Origin of the sequence: Burkholderia singularis (genome assembly GCF_001718875.1) — a bacterium.
In the GTDB taxonomy this organism is placed as follows: Bacteria; Pseudomonadota; Gammaproteobacteria; order Burkholderiales; family Burkholderiaceae; genus Burkholderia; species Burkholderia singularis.
The window spans coordinates 2,659,960-2,684,618 of the sequence record NZ_CP013448.1 but is presented as its reverse complement, the minus strand read 5'-3'; the positions used below and the strand labels follow the sequence as shown (position 1 = coordinate 2,684,618).

Below are 24,659 nucleotides of genomic sequence, written 5' to 3'. Positions count from 1 at the left end.
GGAGAACCACATGGCCACGACTTATTCCATTCCAAGCGCGCCGCCGCCGAGCTTCGACGAATTCCTGAAGAAATCGAAGGCGCTCGAAGGCGTGCGCCTTGCCGACGCGATTCCCAAATCGCTGTACGAGCCGAGCGTCGCGCGCGGGTTGCTCGGATTCCTCGTCAGCTACGCGGTGTATGCCGGCGCGATCGTCGGTGTGGCGTATGCGCCGCACTGGCTGTTCTATATCCCGCTGTGGCTCCTCGCGGGGCTGGGCGGGTGGGGGCTGCATTGCATCGCGCACGATTGCGGCCACGGCTCGTTCTCGCGATCGCGCACGCTCAACCTGATTGTCGGGCACGTCGCGTTGCTGCCGCTGCTGTATCCGTTTCATGCATGGCGGCATACGCACAACCTGCATCACGCAAATACGAACCGGCTTGAACTCGACACCGATTGGCGGCCGATTCCCGCGCCGCTGTACGACCGGATGTCGTTGCTCAAACGGCTCGAATATGCGGGTACGCGCAAGTGGCTCTTCTGGATGGGCACGATCAGCTACTGGAAGGAATCCGGCTTCCGGCCGGGTTTCTATCCGAAGCGCGAGATGCGGCGCGACGTGAAGCGCTCGCTTGCGTTCGTGCTGATCGCCTCGGCGATCTACTTTCCGGTGCTGATCGCGCTGACCGGCGTGTCGGGGGCGTTGCTGTATTTCGTCGCGCCCTGGTTCGCGATCCATGCGTGGTTCAGCGCGACGACGCTGATGCATCACACGTCGGACGACGTGCCGTTCCTGCCTACCGAGCACTGGACGCCGAACGCCAGCCGGCTGCTCGTCACGACGGATTTCCGCTATCCGAAGTGGCTGCACTTCCTCACGCACAATATCTCGGTGCACACCGCGCACCACGTCGCGCCGATCGTGCCGTTCTACAACCTGCCGAAGGCGCAGGCGGCGCTGAAGGCGGCGTTTCCGGGGATGATCCGCGAAAAGGATTTTTCTTTCGGCGAGTTGTGGCATGTGATCCGCTATTGCCACTTCTATGACCCCGAGTCGGGCTATTACCGGAGCCTGTCGCGCGAGCCGGTGCCGGTGTCTCCGGCGTCGGGCGCGACGACCGCGGCGGCTGCGGGAGCACAGCAATGACGGCGGCCGATACCGCCGACATTTCGCCGATCGCGCGCGTATCGGCCAAGGCGCCGTCGTTCGGTGAGCGCATCACGCAGTACGGCTATCGCGCGCTCTACCGGTTGGCGCCCAGGGCCGCGGGCCGGCGCGCGGCCGACGCGTTCGGCTTCACGCGCGGCTATGGGCTGCCGGTCAGCGATCGCGTGCCGCTTGGCGCGCGGGCGATGCAGATCGCCGGCAATCCCGACATCGATCGCGCCTATCGCTGGCCCGGCGGCGCGGCGCGCGCGCTGCTCGTGCACGGCTGGGGTACCGATAGCAGCAGCATGCTGGGCTTCGTCAAGCCGATGCAGACGCTCGGGCTGTCGGTCGTCGCGTTCGATGCGCCCGCGCACGGCATTTCGCCGGGCAAGCATACGACGATGACGCGTTTCACGCGCGCGACGGGCGCGGTGCTCGATGCGGTCGGCGGTGCGGACGTCGTCATTGCGCATTCGCTCGGCTCGATCGCGGCGATTTCGGCACTCGCGGAGCGCGGCGTGCGGCCGCGCTGTGTCGTGCTGATCGCGCCCACCGCCGCGCTGACCGGCGTGCTCGAACGCTGGGCGCAGAACGACATGGCGCTGCCGCGGCCGATCGTCGATCGCATCTACGCCGAGCTGCTCGTGCGCAACGGCGTGCCCGTCAGTCATTGGGATATTCCGGCGCGCGGCGGAGCGCTCGATTCGCCGGTGCTCATCGTCCACGATCCCGACGACCCGGTCGTGCCGTATTGCGAGGCGCAGCGGGTATCGGAAGGTCTGGCGCACGCGACGCTGGAGCCGATGCCGGGCTGCGGGCACGGCCGCATCCTGTCGGATGCGAAAGTGCGCGAGCGGATTTTTGCATTCGTGAAACAGCATATGTCGAATCTGGAGGAGCGAATCGCATGAGCACGCCTACTGTGGAAATGCGAACGTTGATGTGTCTCGTATGCGGCTGGATTTATTCGGAAGAGGCGGGCTCGCCTGAGGACGGCATCGCGCCCGGCACACGCTGGGAGGCGATTCCGGACAATTGGCGCTGTCCCGAATGCGGCGTTGGAAAAGAGGATTTCGAAATGATATCGATCTGAACGGCACTCGCTGCGGCCAACGGGCGAGCAGTGTCGATTCATGTTGCCAGGAGGTAGCGATGTTCATCAGGAATGCTTGGTATGTGGCGGCACTCTCGGCTGAAATCACGCACGCGCTTTTCGCACGGACGATGCTTGGCGATCCGGTCGTGCTGTTTCGGCGCAGCGACGGCGAAGTGACGGCGCTCGACGACCGTTGCGCGCATCGGCAGGTGCCATTGTCGATGGGCCGGCTGAAGGGCGACGAAATCGAATGCGGGTATCACGGGCTGCGTTTCGACGGCACGGGGCAATGCGTGTATATCCCGAGTCAGGCGACGATCCCGACGCGCGCGTGCGTGAAACGTTATCCGGCGCGCGAGCGTCACGGGTTCGTCTGGCTGTGGATGGGCGATCCGGCGCTGCTCGACGAAGCGGCGATTCCCGATCATTCGATCTGCGCGTCGCCCGAGTTCGCCGGGCAGGTGCAATACATTCACATCGGCACCGACTATCGGCTCGGCGTCGACAATTTGCTCGATCTGTCGCATATCGCGTTCGTCCATCAGTCGACCATCGGCTCGGACGCGATCGCGACGACGCCGCCCGTGTTCACGAGCAACGATCACGAAGTGCGCGTCTCGCGCACCACGCACGGCGAGCGCAATTCGCCGCTGCTGCACAAGCTGATGAAGCTCGAGTTCATCGACCGTACCCAGGAGATGGTGTTCTGGCCGGTCGGCAACGTGCGCATCGAGACCATCGCACGGCCGCCCGGCGGCGCGCAAGGCCCGGCATTCCGGCTGTACACGACGACGATCTTCACACCCGAAACGGAGAAGAGCTGCCATGCGTTTCTCGGCCTGCATCGGGATTTCCTGATCGATAACGCTGAATTGACCGAGATGGCGGGCAAGCAGATCTATTCGACGATCCAGGAAGACAAAGTGGTGACCGAGGCGCAGCAGAACAATTGGCGCGAAGACGCGCCCATCGTGCATCTGGTCGTCGATCAGCCATCGTTCGTCGCGCGCGCGATGCTTGATCGGCTCGTCGCGGCCGAGCAGTCGGTCGACGTCGCGCAGGCGAAGTAGTCACCATTTGAGGCGGCTCGGCGCATCGCGCCGGCCGCAGGCGGAAGGCGTCAAGTGATTGGGCGGGGCGGGCGGCGCGAGAGCGCCGCCCGCCGTCGTATCGTCAGGCTGCCGCGAGCGCGTCGCGGGCGATGAAATGCGCCGCCAGTTCGGCGAGCGAGAGGATCGGCGCGTTGATGTTGACGCACGGCAGGTAAGGAATCACGGAACCATCGACGATGCGCAGGCCGTCGATGCCCCAGACCCGGAAGTGCGGGTCGACGACGCTCTGTGCCGGGTGAGTTCCCGCCACGCAAGTGCCGATTTGATGGAAGCCCGCACCGCCGTTGTTTGCGATAAATGCGAGCTTGTCCGTGCGGGTGCGCAACGGCCCGGGCGTGACGAAGCCGGTCGTATAGGGCCGCAGTGCGCTTGAGTTGCCGATATCGATCGCACGATCGAGCGCTTCGATCATGCCGTCTATTTCAACCGGATGTTGCAGATAACGCGGGTCGATCGCCAACGGCTGTCGAGGATCGGTGCTCGTCAACGTGACACTGCCGCGCGAGCGCGGCTTCACGTAAATCGGCACGATGCTGAACCCGCCTGTAGGCGGCACCGCGTTCGTGAAGAACGGATTGACCGACAGCAGGATCTGGATGTCCGGCGATTCGGTGATGCGGGTGCGCGCGGTGCGGAAATAGGCGATCGCGGCCGCACCCGTCATCGTGTCGAACTGCGGCACTGGGTTGCGCGCTTTCATCAAGATGTTATAGAGCAGTGAGTGATCCTGAAGATTTTGGCCGACCGCTTTCAGCTCGTGGCGCACCGGAATGCCGAACGGCGAGAGTTGATCAGCGCGGCCGATGCCGGACAGCATCAGTAGCTTCGGCGATTCGAACACGCCGGCGCTCAACACGACCTCGCGCTTGGCCGCGATACTGCGCGTCTGCCCGCCGGCGACCAGGGTGACGCCGGTGCAACGCGAGCCTTTGAGCGTGAGATGGGTGACGAGGGTCTCGGACAGCACGGTGAGATTCGGCCGCGTGAGGGCCGGCACGAGATAGCCTTCGGCCGGACCCGAGCGTGAGCCGTCAGGCGTCACGTGAAGCTCGCTGACGCCGATGCCGTCGAGCGAGCCGCCGCTGTTGAGTTCGATCTGCGCGAGCCCGAGTTCGCGGCCGGCCGCGAGGTAGGCGGGCGTGAGCGGATGGTCTTGCGAGAAGCGGCTTACGGTCAGCGGGCCATGATGTCCGCGCAGCGGGTTATCGCCCGCGATGTAGTTTTCGGTGCGCAAATACGCGGCATAGAGCGCAGCGACGTTCCAGGCCGGGCCGACTCGCGCTTGCCATTGCAGGTAGTCGCGCAGATCGCCACGTAGGCACAGCAATGCGTTGATGCTGCCGCTGCCGCCCCAGATCGTGCCGCTGCCGGCAAGCGCAGGGCGCGAGCCGAACGCGGGCTGCGCGACGGTTAGACGGCTCCAGTACGCATAGCTCATCGGATTGCGTTGCCAGAGCGCCGCCCGCGCGATCTGCGGCTCGTTGATGCGGTCGGTGCCGGCTTCGATCAGCAGCACCGACGCGCCCGTGTCCGAAAGCCGGTTGGCCAATACGCAACCGGCTGAGCCTGCACCGACGATGATGTAATCGTATTCGTCGCGAAGCGCGTTGCGCAGCGTGCTTTGATTGGTCCATGCGGCCTGGGCGTGCACGGCCATCGACGTCGCCGACGCGGCGGACATGCCGAGGGCGAGCAACTGTTTGATCATCTGACGGCGTGAAATGCGTCCGTTGATGGCCGCCCATTGCAACGCATCGATTTGTTGTCCTATCGATAAGTCTCGCTTCTTCACCTTATGCCCCCTATGGATGTTTGCATCGATGATTCGGATGCCAATTCGATGGCGTCGGCCTCCGGCACCTAATGTGTATATGCATATAAAATACCGAATGCAAGTGTTACATCGATGACGGGGTCTCGCCGGCGTGCGGCATCTGGCGGGGCCGATGTTCGACTACACGGTCACGATATGGCCACCAAGGACCACACAATGACGATACTCATTACCGGAGCGACCGGACGCACGGCGTCTCACCTGACAAAGCGCCTGCTCGAAAGCGGAGCGAGAGTGCGCGCGCTGGTCCGTAATCCCGCGAAGGCGAAAGTCGTTTTTGCCGACGTGCCGCCCGATGCGGCGGATCGTTTGGAAATCGTCGACGGCGATTTCGGCGACGTGCAGTTATTGCAACGCGCGTTCGACGGCGTCGGCTCGGTCTTTCTCGCACTTGGCACCAGCACGCAGCAAATCGCGTTCGAGAAAGCGCTGATCGATGCGGCCGCGCATGCGCGGGTGGGGCAGGTGGTTCGTTTGTCGGTGCTTGGCGCGAGCCAGCAGGGCGGCTATGAAGTCGCACGCCGCCACGGCGAACTCGACGATTACCTGGCGGCCTCGGGTGTGGCGCATACGCTGCTGCGTCCAGCCTATTTCATGAGCAATCTGCTGTTTGCGGCGGCATCGATTGCGAGTGCCGGCCGCTGGTATGGACTGGTGCCGAGCGCCCGCATCGCGATGATCGACACGCGCGACGTGGCCGACGCCGCGCACGCGGTGCTCGGCGATCCGGCGCGGCAAAACGTTTCATATGATCTGACGGGGCCGGCCAGCCTGACGTTCGCCGAAGTGGCTGGGCGATTCACCGCGCTGCTCGGCAGGCCGATTCAGTATGTGCCGATCGACGAGGCGACGATGCGGCAGGGATATGCGAAGCGCGGCGTGCCGGACTGGCTCGCCGATATCGCGCTCGGGATCGAACATGCGATGCAAGCCGGCCGCCACGCGGCGCTCACGCCCGCGCTCGAACGGCTCATCGGCCGGCCGGCGCGAAGCATCGACGATTTCATCCGCGATCATCAATCCGCTTTCAGCTCGAGCACCGCGCCGAGCGCGTAGCGCGCCGGCGCGCGGTACTCATTCGACGCGCGGTTTGCCGTCGTGTGGCCCGAGCGGGCGCGACGGCCAGTTGCTCCACCGATCCGCGCGCGTCGCCTCGTAAGCTTCGTTCATCGGGTAGCGAACGCGGTTTTCCGGCTTGGGGGTTTCGCCGATCGTGAGCAGATGCACTTCCTGCCGCGTGTTGTTGAGGAATGTGTGGCAGATTCCGGTGCCGGCGGGAAACGCCACCGAATCGCCGGGCGCGAGCCGATGCAGGTGTCCGTCGATCCATACGTCCGGCGTGCCTTGCAGCACATAGACGAATTCTTCCTCCGCGCTTTCCGCATGCGGATACGACGTGCGCCGCCCGGGAAGCAGGCGTTCGTGATGAATCCCGATCCGCGTCAGCCCCAGCTTGCGCGCAAGCGGCGCGCCGATCGACATCAACTCCGAGTCGCCCGGGTAATGGCTTTGGTCCGGATTTTCGAGTTCGCTCCAGTGCCGAATGAAATCGGGGCGTTCCATGCAAGTTCTCCAAAGCCGTGGTCCGGCAATCTCAGCACAGACGGTCGGGGTTGTCCACCGGCTCGCGCCGGCATCGACGATGCCGCACGCGCATTCCGCGCCGCGCCTGCGAAACAGCGTGATCGTCCGGATGCGTTGCGTTGCGCTGCTGCGCGATGCTCGAGCGGCAACGCGGCGATGCCGGCCGGGCGCCCGCGCCGTAGCGGCGTGTGAGCGCGCCCGCACCGGGGGGCGAAGGGCGAAGGCGCTCGCGCCGTTCGATTGGATGCGCCGAGCGTTGCCTCGCCGCGCCTCGCCACGTCGCGCACGCCGATCGTGATCCAGAGCACGATCGGACAGAAAAATGAGGATGGAAAGCGTGTGCCATTGCACATAGCGATGCCTGGTTCAGCGGTGCCGCACGCCATGCGTCGGCGGCGTGATCTGCCGCTATGTCGTGCACCCGATACAGGCGCACGCCGCCCGCGGCTCGCATCGGGCGTTGTTCCCGAGGCGACGGTGTCGAGCCGCGCAGCGGAAGGGTTGGCTAGGCAACGGTCGAATCGGATCGGAACGTTCAATCTATCGGCAGAGCGCAGCCGGTTCGGCGCGAATGGAGCAAGCCGGCCTCGCCGCCGCATCTGTGTGTGCCGGTTGCCGTTTCGCCGGAACGGTGCGATGACGCGGCGCAACGGCGGGCGGAATTCTCGTATGAAGAATGCGTATTCGTCGGTCGGCACCTTTCGTCGCAGACGCGGCGCAAGGCGTTGGGCGCGACGCGTGCGGCAGTCGCGCTCGATGCAGATCGATGATCTGCGCGGCACGGATGGCCGGCGGTGTTGCCGCTGGCACGAGGCGAAGTGGAAGGGATGAGGTACGGCAATGAGCGACGCAACTGAACAGATTTCCAAGCAGGCCGATCGGCCGATGGACGAGCAGACGGCTCGGACGATATTACGGGGTTCCGGCGGCTGGATCGTCTGGAACGGGTTTCGCGATTGTCCGGATTGGTCCAATGGCCAGATTCAATTGGACGGACGTTTTTCAATGGACGAACTGCGGGCGATTCTCGCGTTTGCGCGCAAGAGCGGCTGAGCGCGCGCGGAATACGGCAGACCGGGCAGGGCGGCGCGCGACGCGCCGCCGACGGGCTGCGCGCGCATCGGGCGGCGCGGATGCGCCGGCGCCTGGGCGCGCGGCACGGGCGCCGCGTGCGTTTTACCCGCCGCGAGTGCGGCGCACGCGTGAGCGCCTGCATGCGATGGTGCGGTGCACCGGGTAATAGCTCGCTACAATGTGAAGTCTTGCGATCCCGTCCCGGGTGACCTGCCGCAGCGTGGCCAAGCGCAACGGCGGCGTGGCGCGCAAGCCGCGCCGGAGCCGCACGGCGCTCCGTGCGCTCCTTTCCTGACCGCGTCCTGTCTGTCCGATGACAACTGCCGATTTTCGTTTCTGCCCGCAATGCGCGCGTCCGCTCGTCGAGCGTGCCGTTTCTTCAGACGATGGCGAGCGCATGCGCGTGGCTTGTCCCGATACCGCGTGCGGCTATGTGCACTGGAACAACCCGGTGCCTGTCGTGGCTGCGATCGTCGAGTATGAAGGCAAGATCCTGCTCGCGCGCAACGCGGCATGGCCCGAAGGATGGTTCGCGTTGATCACCGGCTTTCTCGAGCGCGGCGAGACCCCCGAGGACGGCATTGCCCGCGAAGTGCGGGAGGAGACGTCGCTGCTTGCGGAATCGGTCGCGCTCGTCGGTGTCTACGAATTCATCCGAAAGAACGAACTGATCATCGCGTATCACGTGCGCGCGCGTGGCGAAATCCGGTTGTCCCCGGAGCTGCTCGAATATCGTCTCGTCGATCCGCCGGATCTGCGTCCGTGGCGCGCGGGCACCGGCCACGCGCTGGCCGATTGGATGCGCGCCCGCGGCCTTGCCGTGGAATTCGTCGATTCGCCCGGCGGTTGAGCCGCGGGGCCGGCGGTATGTCCGGAGCGGTGCGCTGAATTTAAACTGGGCTGGGCTGCTCGACGGCTTGCCGGACCGCTTCGGCCATTTCCGATCGGCCTCGATTCCCGCTTGCGTTCGGGCGTCTCGATCGGCTCCTCTCGAGCGCCGTTATCTTCGACGGCCACCGTCAGCCGGCGCGCACCGCCTGCACCGCCGTTCCGTAGCACAGTACTTCGGTCACGCCCGATGCGATGTCGGTCGTGTCGTAACGCATCCCGATGATGCCGTTGCCGCCCATCTGCCGCGCCTGCTCGATCATCCGCTCGTAAGCGTCCTGCCGCGCGCGTTCGCACAGCGACGTATAAAGCGAGATATTGCCGCCGAACAGGGTTTGAATCGATGCGCCGAAGGTGCCGACGATCGACCGCGAACGCACGACGATTCCGCGCGCGATGCCGAGCGAGCGTTCGATCCGGTAGCCGGGCAGCTCGACGGCCGTGGTGATGAGTTGGGGGTCTGCCATGATAAAAGGTTCCTCGTCAGAATAGGGCGGCGTACCGGCGACAGCCGTTGCCGGCAGATCGGAACGGCGCACGGGCGGCCGTGCGGGCGCGTGCTGGCCGGAATTGCCGTATGCTCGTTCGCAGCGCGCCAAGCGTGGCATGTTCGCCCGGACGGCATGCGTTTGTCCAGCGGACCCGTTGGCGCAGGCGCGCTCGACGCACGGCAGCGGCTGCGCGCCGTGCGAACCGTTGCGCCGCCGAAGCGCAAGACGAAGATCGAAGGAGACGACCGTTGGCCTATATCTACTACCTGACGCATATCCATCTCGGCGACGACGCGCTCGCGATGCTGAAAGCCGAATGTGCGAGGAGCGGCATCGCGCGTCCGCTCGTCGTGACCGACCGGGGTGTCGCGGCGGCGGGGCTCGTCGCGCGCGCGCTCGACGCGCTGGGGCTCGGTGCGCTGCCGGTATTCGACGGCACGCCGTCGAATCCGACTGAAGCGGCCGTGCTTGCCGCCGCACGGCGTTATCGCGACGAGCGCTGCGACGGGCTCGTCGCGATCGGCGGCGGTTCGTCGATCGATCTTGCGAAGGGCGTCGCGATCGCCGCGACGCATCCGGCGCCGCTCGCGCAATACGCGACGATCGAAGGCGGCAGCGACAAAATCACCGGCGCCGCCGCGCCGCTGATCGCGGTGCCGACTACATCGGGCACGGGCAGCGAGGTCGCACGCGGCGCGATCCTGATTCTCGCCGACGGCCGCAAGCTCGGCTTTCATTCGTGGCATCTGTTGCCGAAGGCTGCCATTTGCGATCCGTCGCTGACGCTCGGCCTGCCGCCGGGGCTGACGGCCGCCACCGGGATGGACGCGATCGCGCATTGCATCGAGACGTTTCTCGCGCCCGCGTACAACCCGCCGGCCGACGGCATCGCGCTCGACGGCCTCGAGCGTGCGTGGACGCATATCGAGCGCGCGACGCGCGACGGCGGCGACCGCGCGGCGCGTCTTGCGATGATGAGTGCGTCGCTGCAAGGCGCGCTGGCGTTTCAGAAGGGGCTCGGCTGCGTGCATTCGCTGTCGCACCCGCTCGGCGGCGTGAAGGTGAACGGCAAGACGTCGCTGCATCACGGCACGCTGAACGCCGTCGTGCTGCCCGCGGTGCTGCGCTTCAACGAAAGCGCGCCGAGCGTTGTCGCCGAGCGTCGCTATGCGCGGATGCGCCGCGCGATGAACCTGCCGGAGCGTGCGGATTTGCCGCAGGCGCTGCACGACATGAGCGCGCGCCTGGGTTTGCCGACGGGCCTCGCGCAGATGGGCGTCGACGCCGGCGTGTTCGATCACGTGATCGAAGGCGCACTCGCCGATCATTGTCACAAGACGAATCCGCGCATCGCGACGGCGGACGACTACCGGCGCATGCTCGTCGAATCGCTATGATGGAGCCGAGGGATGCCGGCTCGTGCGCGGTACGCCGTGCCGAGCCCGGCGCGCCGCCTCCAACCGTTTGATTCCTTTCTACTTCGACCCGCCCGATTTATGTCCGCCGCCAAACCCGTTGCACTGCCGCGCAGCGCTTATCGCCACTTCCTGACGATTCCGACCCGCTGGATGGACAACGACGTCTATGGGCACGTGAACAACGTCGTCTACTACAGCTACTTCGACACGGTCGTCAACGAATATCTGATCCGCGCGGGCGTGCTCGACATCGAGCACGGCGAGACGATCGGCCTCGTCGTCGAGACGCAGTGCAATTACTTCATGCCGCTCGCGTTTCCGCAGCACGTCGACGCGGGGCTGCGCGTCACGAAGCGCGGCGCGTCGAGCGTGCGTTACGAAATCGGTTTGTTTGCGCAAGGCAGCGAATCAGCGGCGGCGCAGGGGCATTTCGTCCACGTGTACGTCGAGCGGCGCACGCGGCGGCCCGCGCCGCTGCCCGATGCGTTGCGCGCGGCGCTTGCGCCGCTCGTCTTGCCTGCGAACTGAGCGGGAGCCTGCCGGCGCCAGAGCCGCCGGCGAGTTTTTTTCACGGGCAGCGCAACGGCATCGGCGGCTTGATCGACGTTGGCCGGCGCGGATGGCGCGAACGCGCACTGCCGCTGGCCGACCGCCGGCCGCGGTGCAGCGAGCGCCGCCGCGCGGGCTTTATCGTCCGTTCAACATCCATTCATGCGCCGGATCGTTCTTGAAGTGCCAGACGCGCGCCGGCCCGGCCATCACGTTCAGATAGTAGGACTCGTATCCATACGGCACGACGACCGGATGGTAGCCGCGCGGCACGAGCACGACGTCGTGATCGCTCACGGCCATCGATTCGTCGATATCGCGCGCGTCGGTGTAGACGCGTTGAAATACGAAGCCTTGCGGCGGATGCACGCGATGATAGTAGGTCTCCTCGAGCGAGCTTTCGTGCGGTACGTTGTCGGTGTCGTGCTTGTGCGGCGGATAGCTCGACGAATGTCCGGACGGCGTGCGCACCTCGACCACGAGCAGCGATTCGGCCGGCTCGGTTTGCGGCAGGATGTCGCAGACGTAGCGTGTGTTCGCGCCGCTGCCGCGCACCGAGCGCTGCATCTGCGACGGCTTGATGAGCCGTGCCGGATAGCGCCCCGCGGCGGGCGCGCTCGCGACGCCGAGTTCGGCGTCGCGCGACGCGCGCACGTTCACGCCGAGCTTCGGCGGCACATAGAGCGCATACGGCGCGACGCCGTCGAACACGCTGTCGCGCGAGCCGAGGTCGCGCCAATACGTGCCGTCTTGCGCGTCGATGTCGACGGTGCCCGTGAGCACGACGATGCACATTTCGCGCTCGGTCTGCGCGAGCGAGATGCTTTCGCCGGCCTTCAGACGATACGCGGCAAAACCGACGTGTTTCCAGTTCGCGGACTGCGGCGTGACGCACGCGATCGACGTGCCTTCATTCGCGCCTTTGACGAGCAGGCTCATTACGCGGCCTCCTGACGGACGGCGGGCGGCAACGGCGCGCCGACGAGCGAGCGCAGCGCGCGGTAGCCTTTTTGCGCGTACGCATAGCTCGGCGCGACCGCCGGGTCCTGCTCGGCCTCGACGACGAGCCAGCCGCGATAGCCGTGTTGCTCGAGCATCGCGATCAGCGCCGGGAAATCGATCGCGCCGTCGCCCGGCACCGTGAATGCGCCGGCGATGACGGCGTCGAGAAAGCTCCAGTTGCGGTTGCGCGCGAGCCGGATCACGGCGGGGCGCACGTCCTTGCAATGCACGTGGCATACGCGGCCGATGTGCTTGGCCAGCTCCGTCACCGGATCGCCGCCGCCGAACGTCATGTGGCCCGCATCGAACAGCAGCCCGACCGCGTCGCTCGTGCTTGCCATCAGCCGGTCGACGTCCGCGGGCGATTCGACGTAGGCGCCCATGTGATGGTGATAGGCGAGCTTCACGCCCTGGCTCTGCGTGTATTGCGCAAATGCGTCGACACGCGCCGCATAAGCGTCCCACTGCGCATCGGTGACGAAGCGCGGGCGTTGGTACAGCGGCACGGGCGCTCCCTGAATCGAGCCGGCGACTTCGCCGTACACCATCACGGCCGCGCCGTTTTGCGCGAGCAGTTCGAGATGCGGACCCACCGCATCGATCTCCTCCTGCACGCCGCGCTCGGCAAGGCGCCCCGAATACCAGCCGGACACGAGCGACAGATCATATTGCGCGAGCAGCGTTTTCAGCGCCTGCGGCTCGCGCGGGAATTTGTTGCCCAGCTCGAAGCCTTCGTAGCCGATTTCACGGCCTTCGGTCAGCGCGACGCTTAGCGGCGTCTCGCCGCCGAGCGACGGCAGATCGTCGTTCATCCACGATAGCGGGTTGATGCCGATGCGAATGTGGGTTGGGTTCATGTCGATGAATCCGCAGAAGAGGAAGCATTGGATGGCGCAGCGCCATCGGTGTCGATGCAGCGGCCGGTACCGTCGCGCATCGCGACCTGCCGGTCGTAACGGGCGCGCGCGGCGCGCACCGCTTCGCGCGGCGAGACTTCGGGCACCGCGACTTCCCACCACCAGCCGCCTTCATCGGTCGTGCGGGCGGGGTCGGTGTCGATGCTGATCACGTAGGTTCGATCGGATGCGCGCGCGCGAGCGAGCGCCGCATCGAGCCCGGCGAGGTCGGCGACATGCTCCGCCCGTGCGCCGAGCGCGCGCGCATGCGCGGCGAAATCGATCGGCGGCGCGCCGAGCGGGCCCTGCACGCAATCGGCGAGCAGATTGTTGAACGGCGCGCCGCCGCACGCCTGCTGAAGCCGGTTGATGCAGCCGTAGCCGCGGTTGTCGAGCACGACGATGATCAGCTTCGCACCGAGCATCACCGATGTCGCGATCTCGCTGTTGAGCATCAGATAGCTGCCGTCGCCCACCATCACGATCACTTCGCGCTCGGGTTTCGCGAGCTTCACACCGAGGCCGCCCGCGATCTCGTAACCCATGCACGAGTAGCCGTACTCGACGTGATAGCCGCCCGGCACGGCCGCGCGCCACAATTTGTGCAGCTCGGCGGGCAGGGTGCCGGCCGCGCACACGGCGATGTCGCGCGCCGGCGAATCGCAAGCCGAGCGCTGCACGGCGCCGATCACGTCGGCGTCGTAAGGCAGCACGTCCGCGCGCTGCGGCGCGTGCGTGAGCGTGGCGACGGTGTCGCGCCATTGGCCGGCGAGCGTTTGCGCGCGTCCGGTCCATGCGGGTTGCGCGCGCCAGCCTTCGAGCCGCTTGCCGAGCGCGTCGAGCGCGAGCCGCGCGTCGGCCTGCACGATCGATGCGCGGTGCTTCAGCGCATCGAATGCGTTCGCGTTGATGCCGACCACGCTGGCTTGCTGAAACAACGTGTTCGAGCCGGTCGTGAAATCCTGCAGGCGCGTGCCGAGCGCGATCACGCAGTCGGCCTCGGCGGCGAGCGCGTTCGCCGCGGGCGAGCCCGTCACGCCGATCGCACCCGCGTTGAGCGGATGATCCCACGGCAGCGCGCTTTTGCCCGCCTGCGTTTCGCCTACCGGCACGCCGTGGCGCTCGGCGAACGCGCGCAGCGCCTGCACGCCGCCTTCGCTGTACAGCACGCCGCCGCCCGCGACGATCAGCGGCCGCTTGGCCGCGCGCAGCGTCGCGAGCGCCGCATCGAGTTCGGCGTCGCTCGGCGCGCTCGCATGAAACGATACGACGCGCGGCTCGAAGAACGCGGCCGGATAGTCGTATGCCATCGCCTGCACGTCCTGCGGCAGCGCGAGCGTGACGGGCCCGCAGAGCGCGGCGTCGGTCAGCACGCGCAGCGCGCGCGGCAGCGCGGTGAGCAACTGCGCCGGATGCACGATCCGGTCGAAATAGCGCGACACGGCCTTGAATGCATCGTTCGCCGAAATGCCGCCGTCGTGAAAATCCTCGATTTGCTGCAACACCGGGTCCGGCGCGCGCGAGACGAAAACGTCGCCGGGCAGCAGCAGAACCGGCAGCCGGTTCACGTGCGCGAGCGCGGCGGCGGTGACGAGATTCGTCGCGCCGGGGCCGATCGACGTCGTGACGGCCATCATCCGGCGGCGCATGTGCGCCTTCGCATAGGCGATCGCGCTATGTGCCATTGCCTGCTCGTTGTGCGCGCGATAGGTGGGCAGCACGTCGCGATATTGATACAGCGCCTCGCCGAGACCCGCGACATTCCCGTGCCCGAAGATCGCGAACACGCCGCCGAACAGCGCTTCGGCGGCGCTGCCGGGGTTGCCGGCCTCGTCGCCGGCAGCGCCGGTGGCCACCCGCTGCGCGGCGAGGTAGCGCACGAGCGCTTGCGCGGTGCTCAGCCGCAGCGTACCCGCGCCGCGCGCAGCGGTTTCATCCAAGGAGCGGCTCATGTGATTGCCTCATAAGATCTCATCGTTCGTTATGGTGGGATGCATCGCGCGATCCGCTGCGCTCACGCGACGCGCCGCACCGCGTCGAGCTGGCCGACGCGCCGCGCATGCGCGGCGCGGGCCGTGCGCCACGCGTCGATCAGCGTTTCGAACGTGTGCCGCACCTGCGCGATCAGCGCGTCGTCGTCGATCTCGCCTGCGAGCCATGCGCGGCTCGGCTCGTGAAAGATCGTGCGGCCGACCGTGAAGCCGCGGCAGGTTGCCGATGCGGCCGCCGCGTTGAAGCCGTCGACCAGCTCCTCGACGCTCGCGGACAGCCCGAGCAGCACGACGCCGCGGCACGACGGGTCGCGCTCGGCGATCAGCGCGTCGACCGCCTGCCATTGCGCGGCATCGAGCGGCGCGAGTTTCCACCATTCCGGGTAGAGGCCGATGTTGTACAGCCGCTTGATCGCGCGATAGACGGTTTCGGCGGTGTGCGGCAGATCGTCGCGGCGCGGCGGAATCACTTCGAGCAGCAGTTCGTGGCCGCTTGCCTGCACCGCGTCGTACAGCGCGCGCAATTGCGTTTCCTGCTCGATGCGCTGCTCGGCAGGCTCGTCCGGGTGAAACTGAACGAGACACTTCGCGACATGCTCGCGCGGCCAAGACACGAGCGTCGTGCCGACCGAGCGGCCGTGATCGAATTCGAGCGGCAGCGAACCGGGCAGCTCGACCGGCCGGCCGATCCACCAGCCGCGCCCGGTGGCATCGTTCAGCGCGTCCTGGCCGTAGCGGTCGTCGATCAGCACGCCGATCCTGCCTTGCAGGCCGAGCTGCGCTTCCGTCTGCGCGACCGCGTCGACGAACAGCCGCTTGAGCGTGGCGATCCTCGCAAGCGGCGCGCCCGTCTGGCGTGCAAGTTCGAAGAATTGCGGACGATGATCGAACGCGAAGCCAAGCACTTCGTCGCGCGGCACGCGCGCGGGCGTCACGCGGTGCAGCCGCGCGAGCGTCGCATCGAGATCGGGCCGGCGCATGCGCACCGGGTCGCGCCGCGCCTCGTCGGCGAAATACGCGAGTTCGGCGGCCGTGGGCATCGCGGGCGAGCAGCCGTGGCGCGACACCACGAGCGCGCCGCACAGGTTCGCGGTGCGCGCTGCTTCATCGAGCGGCGCGCCGCGCAGCCAGCGCGACAGGAAGCCGGACGCGAACGCGTCGCCCGCGCCGAGCACGTTCAGCACGTCGACCTCCACGCCGCCGATGATCGGCAGCGCATCGAGGCTCGCGGGCGCGTCGCCGTCGACGATCGAGCAGCCCAGCGGCCCGCGCTTGACGACGAGCGTGGCGCTCGTCACCGCGCGCACCATCGCCAGCGCGTCGACGAGCGTGTCCTTGCCGCCCGCGATCCTGAATTCCTCCTCGGTGCCGATCACGAGATCGAACAGCGGCAAAATCCGCTGCAAATGCGCGCTCACCCCTTCGTTCGCAATGAAGCGCGTCTCGCCGTCGGCCTTGCCGGTCAGCCCCCACAGTACTGGGCGATAGTCGATGTCGAGCACCGTGCGCACCTGGTTGCGGCGCGCGTAGTCGAGCGCGCGGCGGCTTGCGCGGTTCACCTGCTCGGTCGAGAAGTGCGTGCCGGTGACGAGCAGCGCCTTCGACGACGCGATGAACGCCTCGTCGAAATCGTTTTCGTCGAACGCCATATCCGCGCAGTTCTCGCGCATGAAGATCAGCGGAAACGTGTCGCGATCCTTCAGGCCGAGCAGCACGAGCGCGGTGAGCCGCTCGGGGTCGGCGCGCAGATGGCTCACGTCGCAGCCTTCTCGCGCGAGCGTTTCCACGAGAAAGCGGCCCATGTGGTCGTGGCCGACGCGCGAGAGCATCGCCGATTTGAGGCCGAGCCGCGCGCAGCCGAACGCGATATTGCCCGACGAGCCGCCGAGATATTTGGCAAAGCTCGTCGCGTCCTCGAGCCGCGCGCCGATCTGCTGCGCATAGAGATCGACCGCGACGCGGCCGATGCAGATCACGTCGAGCGGCCGCTCGGGCGCAAAGGAAAGGGTAGGGGAAGTCATCTCGAGTCCTGGATGTCAAATGGTCGCGCCGTCGAGTTCGGCGATCATCTTCTGCATTTCGGCGCCGCCCGCCATCATGTCGAGCACCTCCTCCTTGCTGACCGTTTCCTTCGTGAACGTGCCGAGCGAGCGGCCGCGGTTGAGCAGCGTGAACGAATCGCCGATCGGGTAGGCGTGATGGACGTTGTGCGTGATGAAGATCACCGAGATGCCTTTCGCGCGCGCGGTGTGGATCAGCTTCAGCACGTTGAAGCTTTGCTTGACGCCGAGCGCGGCGGTCGGCTCGTCGAGAATCAGCACGCGCGCGCCGAAATGGATCGCGCGCGCGATCGCGAGACATTGCCGCTCGCCGCCGGACATCGTGCCGATCGGCTGATGCGGATCGCGCACGTTGATGCCCATTTCGGCGAGCTTCGCGCGGGCGATTTCGGCGCTCGCGTCGAGATCCATCACGTTCAGCAAGCCGAACAGCTTCTTCTGCGGCTCGCGGCCCATGAAGAAGTTGCGCGCGACCGACAGCAGCGGCACGAGCGCGAGATCCTGATAGACGGTCGCGATCCCCAGATCGAGCGCATCCTTCGGCGATTCGAACGCGACGGGCTTGCCGTCGACCAGATACTGGCCCTGCGACGGCTGGTGAACGCCCGCGAGCGTCTTGATCAGCGTCGATTTGCCGGCGCCGTTGTCGCCGAGCAGGCAGTGCACTTCGCCGCGCTTCAGGCGCAGCGTGACGTCGGACAGCGCGATCACCTTGCCGAAGAACTTGCTGACGTTCTCGAGCGCGAGGATCGTATCGTTGGAGGCTGGCGTGGACATGCTGGAAGCTCCCGTGGCGAATGGCGTGGTGCGTGGCGTCATGCTTGCGATACGCGGCGGCGCACGTAATGGTTGAACAGCACGGCGACGAGTAGCATCACGCCGAGGAACACGCGGAACCAATCCGAGCTGATATTCGTGTACGTGATGCCGATTTGCACGACGCCGAAGATCAGCGCGCCGAACGCCGCGCCGATCACCGAGCCGTAGCCGCCGGTGAGCAGCGTGCCGCCGATCACCGCGGCGATGATCGCCTCGAACTCCTTTTGCAACCCGCGGTCGGCCGCGGCCGAGCCGATGTCGGCCACTTGCAGCACGGCGAACAGGCACGCGCAGAACGCGGTCAGCACGAACAGCGAGATCTTCACGCGGCGCACCGGCACGCCGACGTTCTTCGCCGCCAGCGCGTCGCCGCCGACGGCGAGCATCCAGTTGCCGTAGCGGGTTTTCGCGAGCGTGAACGCGCCGATCGCGGTGATCGCGAACCACCACAGCAGCACCTTCGGCACGCCGGGCACGAGCGGCTCGCCGCTGTCGAGCATCTGGCCCACGCCGTGCTGAGCGAGCCAGCGGAACAGCCCGTGGAACGCGACGCCCTGGAACAGCAGATGCGCGATCGGATCGGCGTGCGTGTAGTCGCCGAGGCCCGAGACGATGGTGCGGTCCGCGAACATGATCGACAGCGCGAGCGTAAGGCCGCGCAGGATGAACAGGAATGCGAGCGTGACGATGAACGACGGCAGCTTCGTGCGCATCACGAGATAGCCGTTCAATGCGCCGAGCGCCATCGAGCCCGCGAACGCGAACAGGATCGACAGCGAGATCGGCCAGTGAAAGTAGACGGTCGGGATTGCCACCATCATGCCGGCAAAGCCGATCATCGAGCCGATCGACAAGTCGAACTCGCCCGCGACCATCAGCAGGCACGCGCCGACCGCGAGTATCCCGAGATACGCGGCGACTTGCGACCAGTTCATGATCCCGTCGAGATTAAACATGCCGGAGCCGCCCGCGCCGAACGCGAACACCGCGAACACCAGCACGGTGCCGGAAATCGCGGCGAATTCGGGACGGTTGAGAAAGCGCTGGAACCACGCTTCGCCGCGCAGCCGCTCGTCGGGACGAGCGCCTGCCGGCGGTTGCTCGTGGGGATGCGCGGAAATGTGTTTGCCGATGACGCCCATGATGTCTCCTGTAACTGCTCGAGCCGATGCTTCAGCGCTCGCGCGGGCCGAAAGCGGTGCTGTCGCGCCGCTTTCGGTCCGCGCGCATCGCACGGCGCGCTCAAACCTGCGATGCGGTGCGAAATCCCTCAGCGATACTGCCCCGCGTACTTGATCACCTTGTCCAGATTTTCCTTCGTGATGAAGCCCGGGCCGGAGCGGATGTTCTTCGGCCCATACGACGGCTGCAGCCCGTAAGTGGCAAGACGCGCCTGGAATTTCGGATTCGCTTGGAGAAGCTGGCGGATCTTCGCCGGATCGCTCGTCTTGTTCTGCTTGGCGATCGCCAGCACGGCGACCGGAATGTAGCCTTGCAGGTACGGCTGCTGATCGATTGCGAACTTGATCGCGCCGTTTTGGATTGCCTTTGCGATGTCGTCGGAGAAATCGAACGTCGCGAAATACAGCTTGCCGGTGAGCCCCATTTGCTGAATCGCCTTGAGCGTCGCCGCGGCCGGCACCGGGCCGAGCGTGAGGACCGCTTGCGTGTTCGGATGGTTGCGCAGGTATGCGCTGACCTTCGATTGGATTTCGGTCGGGTCCTGGCCCGAATCGATCGTCGACGCTTTGTAATCGGCGCCGATCGCGTCGGCAAAGCCGCGGCAGCGGTCGAACGATACGCTGTTGGTCGCCAGGTGGTTCACGCACAGGAACGACTTCACGCCGGCGGCCTTTGCCTTTTCGCCCGCCGCGTGCCCCGCGACGTACTCGGGCTGCCCGACGTGCATCATCGCGCCCAGTTGCGCGCTTTGCTCCTCGGTGCCCGAATTGATCGTGACGAGCGGGATCTTCTTCGCGGTGACCTTCTTGAGCGAATTCTTCAGCACGTCGTAATCGGCGATCGTCGTGATCACGCCGTCGTAGTCGCGCGCGGCCGACTGCTCGATCAGACGCGCCATGTCGGCGATATCGCCGTTCGGCGGGTTGCGGTAGTCGGTCGTGACGTTGAAATCCTCATCGGCCTGCTTGATCGCGTTCTTGATCGTGTTCCACCACGAATCCGAATCGGGCGCATGGCTGATCAGCACGAAACGGGCGTCCGCCGCATGCGCTGCCGGCGTTGCCACGCCCGCGAGCGCGGCGAGCGCGACAGTCAATGCGCGCAGCAGCGCCTTGCCAGTCCAAAGTCTCATGTCTCCACCTGTGTCTGTCGTTATCGGGCGAACGCAGATCGGGCTGCGTTCACGAGCAAGGTTAGGTCAACTCGCCACGAATTGCAAAGAAAATTTTATTTAGTTTTATTGTGGAAAATTTATTCCATTTCGATTCGCGCGCGCCTATACTCGGGGCACGACAAATACAGCCGGAAGGGCGCGCCGCCCGCCGCAACCCAGCCCATGGACGACACGCCCCAATCCGAAACGCCCGCCGTCGACGATCTGCTGCAACGCATCGCCGACGCATACGACGCGCTGCCGCGCCAGTTGAAGAGCGTCGCGTCGTATATCGACGAACACCGCTCGAGCGTGATGATGGATCGCACGAGCGATATCGCCGAGCGTTGCGGCGTGCATCCGTCGGCCGTCGTGCGCTTTGCGCAGCGCTTCGGCTTTTCCGGGTTTTCCGATTTGCAGGCGGTGTTCAAGGATGCGTACACGGGCCAGAACCCCTCCGTGCAGAGCTATCAGCAGCGCATTCGCAGCCTGATCGACGGCGATGCGGGCCCGATGACGGGCGGCGCGGTCGCACGGCAGTTCATCGACGCGTCGCGCTCGGGCCTCGACGAACTCGCCGCCGGCCTGGACGACGCGCAGTTCGACGCCGCGGTCACGATGCTCGAGCGCGCCGAGAACATCTACGTGGTCGGCGTGCGCCGGTCGTTTCCGGTGGCGAGTTACATCGTCTACGCGCTGCAGCATACGGCCAAGCGCGTGCATCTCGTGTCGGGGCTCGGCGGGATGTACCGCGAGCAGATCCGCAGCGTGACGAAGGGCGACGTCGTGATCGCGATCAGCTTCATGCCTTACGGCAAGGAGACGCAGTATTGCCTGCGCGCCGCGCGGCACAACCATGCCGATACGCTCGTGATCACCGACAGCCGGCTGTCGCCGCTCGCGCGCGATGCCACTGCCCATCTGCTCGTGAAGGAGGGCAGCGCGTTCGCGTTCCGCTCGCTCACGAGCACGATTTGCCTGTGCCAGGCGCTGTTCATCGCGCTCGCGTACCGGCTGGAATTGAACGTAGAAGAAGTCAAGGACACTGGAGGATACGATGACTGATGCAGTAGCGAAGGCCGCGCCGGCGATCGACGTGGCCGTGTTCGGCGCCGGGCGGATCGGCCGCATTCATGCGGGCAATTGCGCGCGCCAGCCCGGCGTGCGGCTCAAATACGTGGTCGACGTCAACCGCGACGCGGCGGCGGCGCTCGCCGCGCAGCACGGCGCGCAGGTTGCCGACGTCGACGGTGCGCTCGGCGACGCGTCGATCGGCGCGGCGGTGATCTGCTCGAGCACCGACACGCACGCGGACCTGATCGTTCGCGCCGCGCGCGCCGGCAAGCATGTGTTCTGCGAGAAGCCCGTCGACCTGACGCTCGCGCGCGCGCGCGAGTGCGAGGCCGCCGTCGCGCGAGCGGGCGTGGTGTGCATGATCGGCTTTCAGCGGCGCTTCGATCCGACGTTCGACGCGGTGAAGCGCCGCATCGACGCGGGCGAGATCGGCACGCCGGAAGCGCTTGTCGTGACGAGCCGCGATCCGGGCCCGCCCCCCGTCGATTACATCAAGCATTCGGGCGGGATTTTCAAGGACATGTTGATTCACGACTTCGATATCTTCCGATGGATTCTCGACGACGAGGCCGACACGCTGCATGCCACGGGCAGTTGTCTGACGGACCCGGCGATCGCGCAGGCGGGCGATATCGATTCGACGGCGGTCACCATCCGCACGAAGTGCGGCCGGCTCTGTCAGATCAATACGTCGCGGCGCGCCGCGTATGGCTACGATCAGCGCTTCGAGGTGCTCGGCAGCCTCGGCATGCTGCAGGCGGGCAACGTGCGGCCGACCGAGGTGACGGGCTACACGGCGAGCGCGGTGTCGACCGATCTGCCCGAGGCGTTCTTCCTGGAGCGCTATCGCACCGCGTATGTGCGGGAGATCGAGCACTTTGTCGCGGCGGTCACGCGCGGCGAGCCGGTGCGCACGACGGTCGCCGACGGCGTGAAGGCGCTTGAGCTTGCCGAGGCGGCGACGCTATCGTGGCGCGAGGCCCGCGCGGTGAAGCTCGGTGAAACGGCGGCCTGAAGGAGGCGAGCGATGGCGGTACTGAAAGGTTTCGCGAATCCGATGAGCGCATTGGGTGCATCGGACGTATCGGACGTATCGAATGCGCCGGATTCGGCGCGCTCGCCGAGTCCGGCCAAGCCCGCCGAGTCGGCCGGCTTGTCGGAGTCGGCGCGTCGCGCGCCGGTGCGCATCGGCATCGCCGGGCTCGGCCGGCTCGGCCGGCGTCATGCGGAAAATCTCGCGCGCCGCGTCGCGGGCGCCGAGCTGGCGGCGGCGTGCAGCCCGGTTGCCGACGAATGCGCGTGGGCGCGCGACGCGCTGAAGGTGCCGCGCGTGTACGACAGCTTCGACGCGCTCGCCGCCGATCCCGAGCTGGACGCGCTGTGGCTCGTCACGCCGTCGGCGCTGCACGCGGATCAGATCGTCGCCGCGCTCGCCGCCGGCAAGCACGTGTTCTGCGAGAAGCCGCTGTCGCTCGATCTTGCCGAATGCGAGCGGGTGCTCGCCGAAGCGAATGCGCGGCCGCACCTGCACGCGATGATCGGTTTCATGCGCCGCTTCGATCCCAGTTATCGGGATGCTTACGAGCGCGTCGCGTCGGGCTCGATCGGCCGGCCGTTCCTGGTGCGCTCGCAGACCTGCGACCAGAACGATCCGGACGGCTTCTTCGTGCGCTTTGCGCCCAGCTCGGGCGGAATTTTTCTCGACTGCACGGTGCACGACATCGACGTCGCGCGATGGCTGCTCGGCTCGCCGCGTGCGAAGCGCGTGTACGCGGCCGGCACGGTCGCGCTGCATGAAGGATTGCGTGCGTGCGGCGACGTCGACAACGGCGTGGCGATCTGCGAATTCGACGGCGGCGGGCTCGCGATGTTCTACGCGTCGCGCACGATGGCGCACGGCAACGACACGCATTCCGAGGTGATCGGCACGGCCGGCGCGCTGACGATCGGGCGCAACCCGCGCGCGAACCGCGTCGAGATCTACGATGCGACGGGCATTCGCAACACGTGCACGCCGACGTTCTTCGACCGCTTCGACGAAGCGTTTCTGATCGAGGCGCAGGCGTTCGTCGCGGCGGTGCGCGGCGAAAATGGCGCGCTCGGCGGCGCGACGCTCGCCGACGCGCTCGAGGCGACGCGCATCGGCCATGCGCTGCGCGCGTCGCTCGACACCGGGCGGGCGGTGGAGTTGTAGCGGGCGTTGTAGCGGGCGCCTGGCGGCGCGGCGGACTGGGCGAAACCGGCCGGGCTGGATGGCGGGCCCGGCGGGCGGCAACAGGCGCGGCAACGCGAGGCAGGCCGAAGCAGGCGAAGTAGACGCCCCAGGCGCAGCGGCGGCCCGCTTGCAAGCGTCGCGCCATGCGGCGCGCGACGCTTGCGGTAAAATCGGCGCTTCCCACAGCGAAAGCGCCGCGACGGCGCGATTCGAAGGTCGAAAGCCGATGCACATACATAAAGAAGTGGACGCGCGCGGACTCAACTGCCCGCTGCCGATCCTGCGCGCGAAGAAAGCGCTGGCCGACATGGAAAGCGGGCAGATCCTGAAGGTGCTCGCCACCGATCCCGGCTCGCAGCGCGATTTCGCCGCATTCGCGAAGCAAACCGGCAACGAGATCGTCGAGTCGACGACGCAAGACAAAACCTTCATCTTCCTGATGCGCCGCCGCTGACGGTTCGACGCGCGGCGCGTGAGCGTCTAACAATCCTTAAACCATCTGCCGTTACCCGCTGCTTATACTCGTGCCGGATCGCCTGCGCAAAGGCCGTGCAAGAGGAGTGGCCGCGGGCCGGCATGCCCGGTGCGTGTCGTTGACGACCAACGGGGGGATGCAATGCTGTTCAGATCGGGAGCGATTCGAATACCGTTCGAGCCGAATAGCAAGATGCTGCATCGGACGAACATGCAGCGCGTCGAACTGGACCCCGCACAGGATCGTCATGCGCGGGCCGCGCTCGAGGCTTATGCGGATTCCAGCGCGAGCGACATGCCATGGCTCGCCGAATGGATGCGGGTGGCGCTTGGCGGCCCCGAGCCCGAACTCACACGCTGCGCGGCCACGGTCGAGCGCGTGTTTGATCTCGCGCATGCGTGGGCGGCCGAGCAACCCGATTATGCGCGCGCCGCGTGGGAGCACGTGCGCGGCCGGCTGCATGATGCGCTGCAGCGAATGGATCTGTCGGCGCGCAAGGCGGTCGAGCCCGATTCCGTTCTGTAAGCTCGAATGCATCGGCTGGTTTGCACGATGCCGTTTTGGGCCGCGGCAGCCGGCGTTGGTTGTGGCCCCGGTAACAAAGCTGCGATTCA

Annotated in this window: 24 protein-coding genes; 14 read left to right on the top strand and 10 right to left on the bottom strand. The window is 66.5% G+C overall.

Annotated features, from left to right (window positions below):
• The first annotated feature begins 10 nt into the window (after window positions 1-10).
• Genes AQ611_RS11875 through AQ611_RS11860 form a run of 4 tightly spaced genes read left to right on the top strand, consistent with a single transcriptional unit; the run spans window position 11 to window position 3,298 of the window.
• Window positions 11-1,129 carry a fatty acid desaturase gene (locus AQ611_RS11875; protein ID WP_069234633.1) on the top strand — a complete coding sequence of 373 codons (1,119 nt, stop codon included), beginning with the start codon at window positions 11-13 and terminating at the stop codon, window positions 1,127-1,129.
• On the top strand, window positions 1,126-2,043 hold the full coding sequence (locus tag AQ611_RS11870; protein WP_059513650.1) for an alpha/beta fold hydrolase: 918 nt from the start codon (window positions 1,126-1,128) through the stop codon (window positions 2,041-2,043). Before AQ611_RS11875 ends, AQ611_RS11870 begins: the two co-directional genes overlap by 4 nt.
• Complete coding sequence (locus tag AQ611_RS11865; RefSeq protein ID WP_082709858.1) at window positions 2,040-2,225, top strand: rubredoxin; 186 nt, start codon at window positions 2,040-2,042, stop codon at window positions 2,223-2,225. Before AQ611_RS11870 ends, AQ611_RS11865 begins: the two co-directional genes overlap by 4 nt.
• Window positions 2,226-2,284: 59 nt before the next feature.
• Window positions 2,285-3,298: an aromatic ring-hydroxylating dioxygenase subunit alpha gene (locus AQ611_RS11860; protein ID WP_059513636.1), complete on the top strand. Its 1,014-nt coding sequence runs from the start codon at window positions 2,285-2,287 to the stop codon at window positions 3,296-3,298.
• Between the two features lie 103 nt (window positions 3,299-3,401).
• Here the strand turns inward: AQ611_RS11860 and AQ611_RS11855 are convergent, their stop codons facing one another.
• Window positions 3,402-5,048 carry a GMC family oxidoreductase gene (locus AQ611_RS11855; protein WP_059513633.1) on the bottom strand — a complete coding sequence of 549 codons (1,647 nt, stop codon included), beginning with the start codon at window positions 5,046-5,048 and terminating at the stop codon, window positions 3,402-3,404.
• 282 nt (window positions 5,049-5,330) lie between these two features.
• Here AQ611_RS11855 and AQ611_RS11850 point away from each other — a divergent pair, with 282 nt between their 5' ends.
• A complete protein-coding gene (locus AQ611_RS11850; RefSeq protein WP_180978181.1) occupies window positions 5,331-6,230 on the top strand; it encodes an NmrA family NAD(P)-binding protein in 900 nt (299 codons plus the stop codon).
• Window positions 6,231-6,248: 18 nt separating this feature from the next.
• Here AQ611_RS11850 and AQ611_RS11845 read toward each other — a convergent pair whose 3' ends face one another.
• Window positions 6,249-6,737 (bottom strand): cupin domain-containing protein, encoded by a 489-nt coding sequence (locus tag AQ611_RS11845; RefSeq protein WP_059514148.1) that lies wholly within the window; start codon window positions 6,735-6,737, stop codon window positions 6,249-6,251.
• Between the two features lie 861 nt (window positions 6,738-7,598).
• Here AQ611_RS11845 and AQ611_RS24690 point away from each other — a divergent pair.
• Window positions 7,599-7,811 carry a hypothetical protein gene (locus AQ611_RS24690; RefSeq protein ID WP_231935835.1) on the top strand — a complete coding sequence of 71 codons (213 nt, stop codon included), beginning with the start codon at window positions 7,599-7,601 and terminating at the stop codon, window positions 7,809-7,811.
• A gap of 334 nt (window positions 7,812-8,145) precedes the next feature.
• Window positions 8,146-8,682, top strand: a complete 537-nt coding sequence (locus AQ611_RS11835) for an NUDIX domain-containing protein (protein WP_059513627.1) — start codon at window positions 8,146-8,148, stop codon at window positions 8,680-8,682.
• Between the two features lie 169 nt (window positions 8,683-8,851).
• Here the strand turns inward: AQ611_RS11835 and AQ611_RS11830 are convergent, their stop codons facing one another.
• Window positions 8,852-9,187, bottom strand: a complete 336-nt coding sequence (locus AQ611_RS11830) for a YbjQ family protein (RefSeq protein WP_059513624.1) — start codon at window positions 9,185-9,187, stop codon at window positions 8,852-8,854.
• A gap of 272 nt (window positions 9,188-9,459) precedes the next feature.
• On the opposite strand from AQ611_RS11830, the gene AQ611_RS11825 reads away from it, so the two are divergent.
• Both AQ611_RS11825 and AQ611_RS11820 read left to right on the top strand, forming a co-directional pair.
• The gene (locus AQ611_RS11825; RefSeq protein ID WP_069234630.1) at window positions 9,460-10,608 is read left to right on the top strand and encodes an iron-containing alcohol dehydrogenase; all 1,149 of its coding nucleotides are present in this window, start codon (window positions 9,460-9,462) and stop codon (window positions 10,606-10,608) included.
• A gap of 99 nt (window positions 10,609-10,707) precedes the next feature.
• Window positions 10,708-11,157, top strand: coding sequence for an acyl-CoA thioesterase (locus AQ611_RS11820; RefSeq protein WP_069234629.1), 450 nt, complete (start codon window positions 10,708-10,710; stop codon window positions 11,155-11,157).
• 159 nt (window positions 11,158-11,316) lie between these two features.
• On the opposite strand, the gene iolB is transcribed toward AQ611_RS11820, so the two are convergent.
• The 7 genes from iolB to AQ611_RS11785 all read right to left on the bottom strand — a co-directional run bounded on the left by iolB (window position 11,317) and on the right by AQ611_RS11785 (window position 20,260).
• Window positions 11,317-12,117 (bottom strand): 5-deoxy-glucuronate isomerase, encoded by an 801-nt coding sequence (gene iolB, locus AQ611_RS11815; RefSeq protein WP_069234628.1) that lies wholly within the window; start codon window positions 12,115-12,117, stop codon window positions 11,317-11,319.
• The gene (iolE, locus tag AQ611_RS11810) at window positions 12,117-13,037 is read right to left on the bottom strand and encodes a myo-inosose-2 dehydratase (RefSeq protein ID WP_069234627.1); all 921 of its coding nucleotides are present in this window, start codon (window positions 13,035-13,037) and stop codon (window positions 12,117-12,119) included. The genes iolB and iolE overlap by 1 nt, the downstream gene beginning before the upstream one ends.
• Window positions 13,034-15,028, bottom strand: a complete 1,995-nt coding sequence (iolD, locus tag AQ611_RS11805) for a 3D-(3,5/4)-trihydroxycyclohexane-1,2-dione acylhydrolase (decyclizing) (protein WP_069234626.1) — start codon at window positions 15,026-15,028, stop codon at window positions 13,034-13,036. The genes iolE and iolD overlap by 4 nt, the downstream gene beginning before the upstream one ends.
• A gap of 62 nt (window positions 15,029-15,090) precedes the next feature.
• Window positions 15,091-17,088 (bottom strand): bifunctional 5-dehydro-2-deoxygluconokinase/5-dehydro-2-deoxyphosphogluconate aldolase, encoded by a 1,998-nt coding sequence (locus tag AQ611_RS11800; RefSeq protein ID WP_069234625.1) that lies wholly within the window; start codon window positions 17,086-17,088, stop codon window positions 15,091-15,093.
• Window positions 17,089-17,103: 15 nt separating this feature from the next.
• Window positions 17,104-17,904, bottom strand: a complete 801-nt coding sequence (locus AQ611_RS11795) for an ATP-binding cassette domain-containing protein (RefSeq protein ID WP_069234624.1) — start codon at window positions 17,902-17,904, stop codon at window positions 17,104-17,106.
• Window positions 17,905-17,942: 38 nt separating this feature from the next.
• A complete protein-coding gene (locus AQ611_RS11790; protein ID WP_069234623.1) occupies window positions 17,943-19,088 on the bottom strand; it encodes an ABC transporter permease in 1,146 nt (381 codons plus the stop codon).
• 128 nt (window positions 19,089-19,216) lie between these two features.
• On the bottom strand, window positions 19,217-20,260 hold the full coding sequence (locus AQ611_RS11785; protein ID WP_069234622.1) for a sugar ABC transporter substrate-binding protein: 1,044 nt from the start codon (window positions 20,258-20,260) through the stop codon (window positions 19,217-19,219).
• A 204-nt stretch (window positions 20,261-20,464) separates the two neighbouring features.
• Here AQ611_RS11785 and AQ611_RS11780 point away from each other — a divergent pair, with 204 nt between their 5' ends.
• The 5 genes from AQ611_RS11780 to AQ611_RS11760 all read left to right on the top strand — a co-directional run bounded on the left by AQ611_RS11780 (window position 20,465) and on the right by AQ611_RS11760 (window position 24,570).
• Entirely contained in the window at window positions 20,465-21,346 is an 882-nt protein-coding gene (locus AQ611_RS11780) for a MurR/RpiR family transcriptional regulator (RefSeq protein ID WP_059514142.1), read from the top strand.
• Entirely contained in the window at window positions 21,339-22,370 is a 1,032-nt protein-coding gene (gene iolG / locus AQ611_RS11775) for an inositol 2-dehydrogenase (RefSeq protein ID WP_069234621.1), read from the top strand. The genes AQ611_RS11780 and iolG overlap by 8 nt, the downstream gene beginning before the upstream one ends.
• A gap of 165 nt (window positions 22,371-22,535) precedes the next feature.
• On the top strand, window positions 22,536-23,549 hold the full coding sequence (locus tag AQ611_RS11770) for a Gfo/Idh/MocA family oxidoreductase (RefSeq protein ID WP_180978183.1): 1,014 nt from the start codon (window positions 22,536-22,538) through the stop codon (window positions 23,547-23,549).
• A 247-nt stretch (window positions 23,550-23,796) separates the two neighbouring features.
• The gene (locus AQ611_RS11765) at window positions 23,797-24,024 is read left to right on the top strand and encodes a sulfurtransferase TusA family protein (RefSeq protein WP_059514135.1); all 228 of its coding nucleotides are present in this window, start codon (window positions 23,797-23,799) and stop codon (window positions 24,022-24,024) included.
• A 162-nt stretch (window positions 24,025-24,186) separates the two neighbouring features.
• Entirely contained in the window at window positions 24,187-24,570 is a 384-nt protein-coding gene (locus AQ611_RS11760) for a hypothetical protein (RefSeq protein ID WP_069234620.1), read from the top strand.
• Window positions 24,571-24,659: the final 89 nt, after the last annotated feature.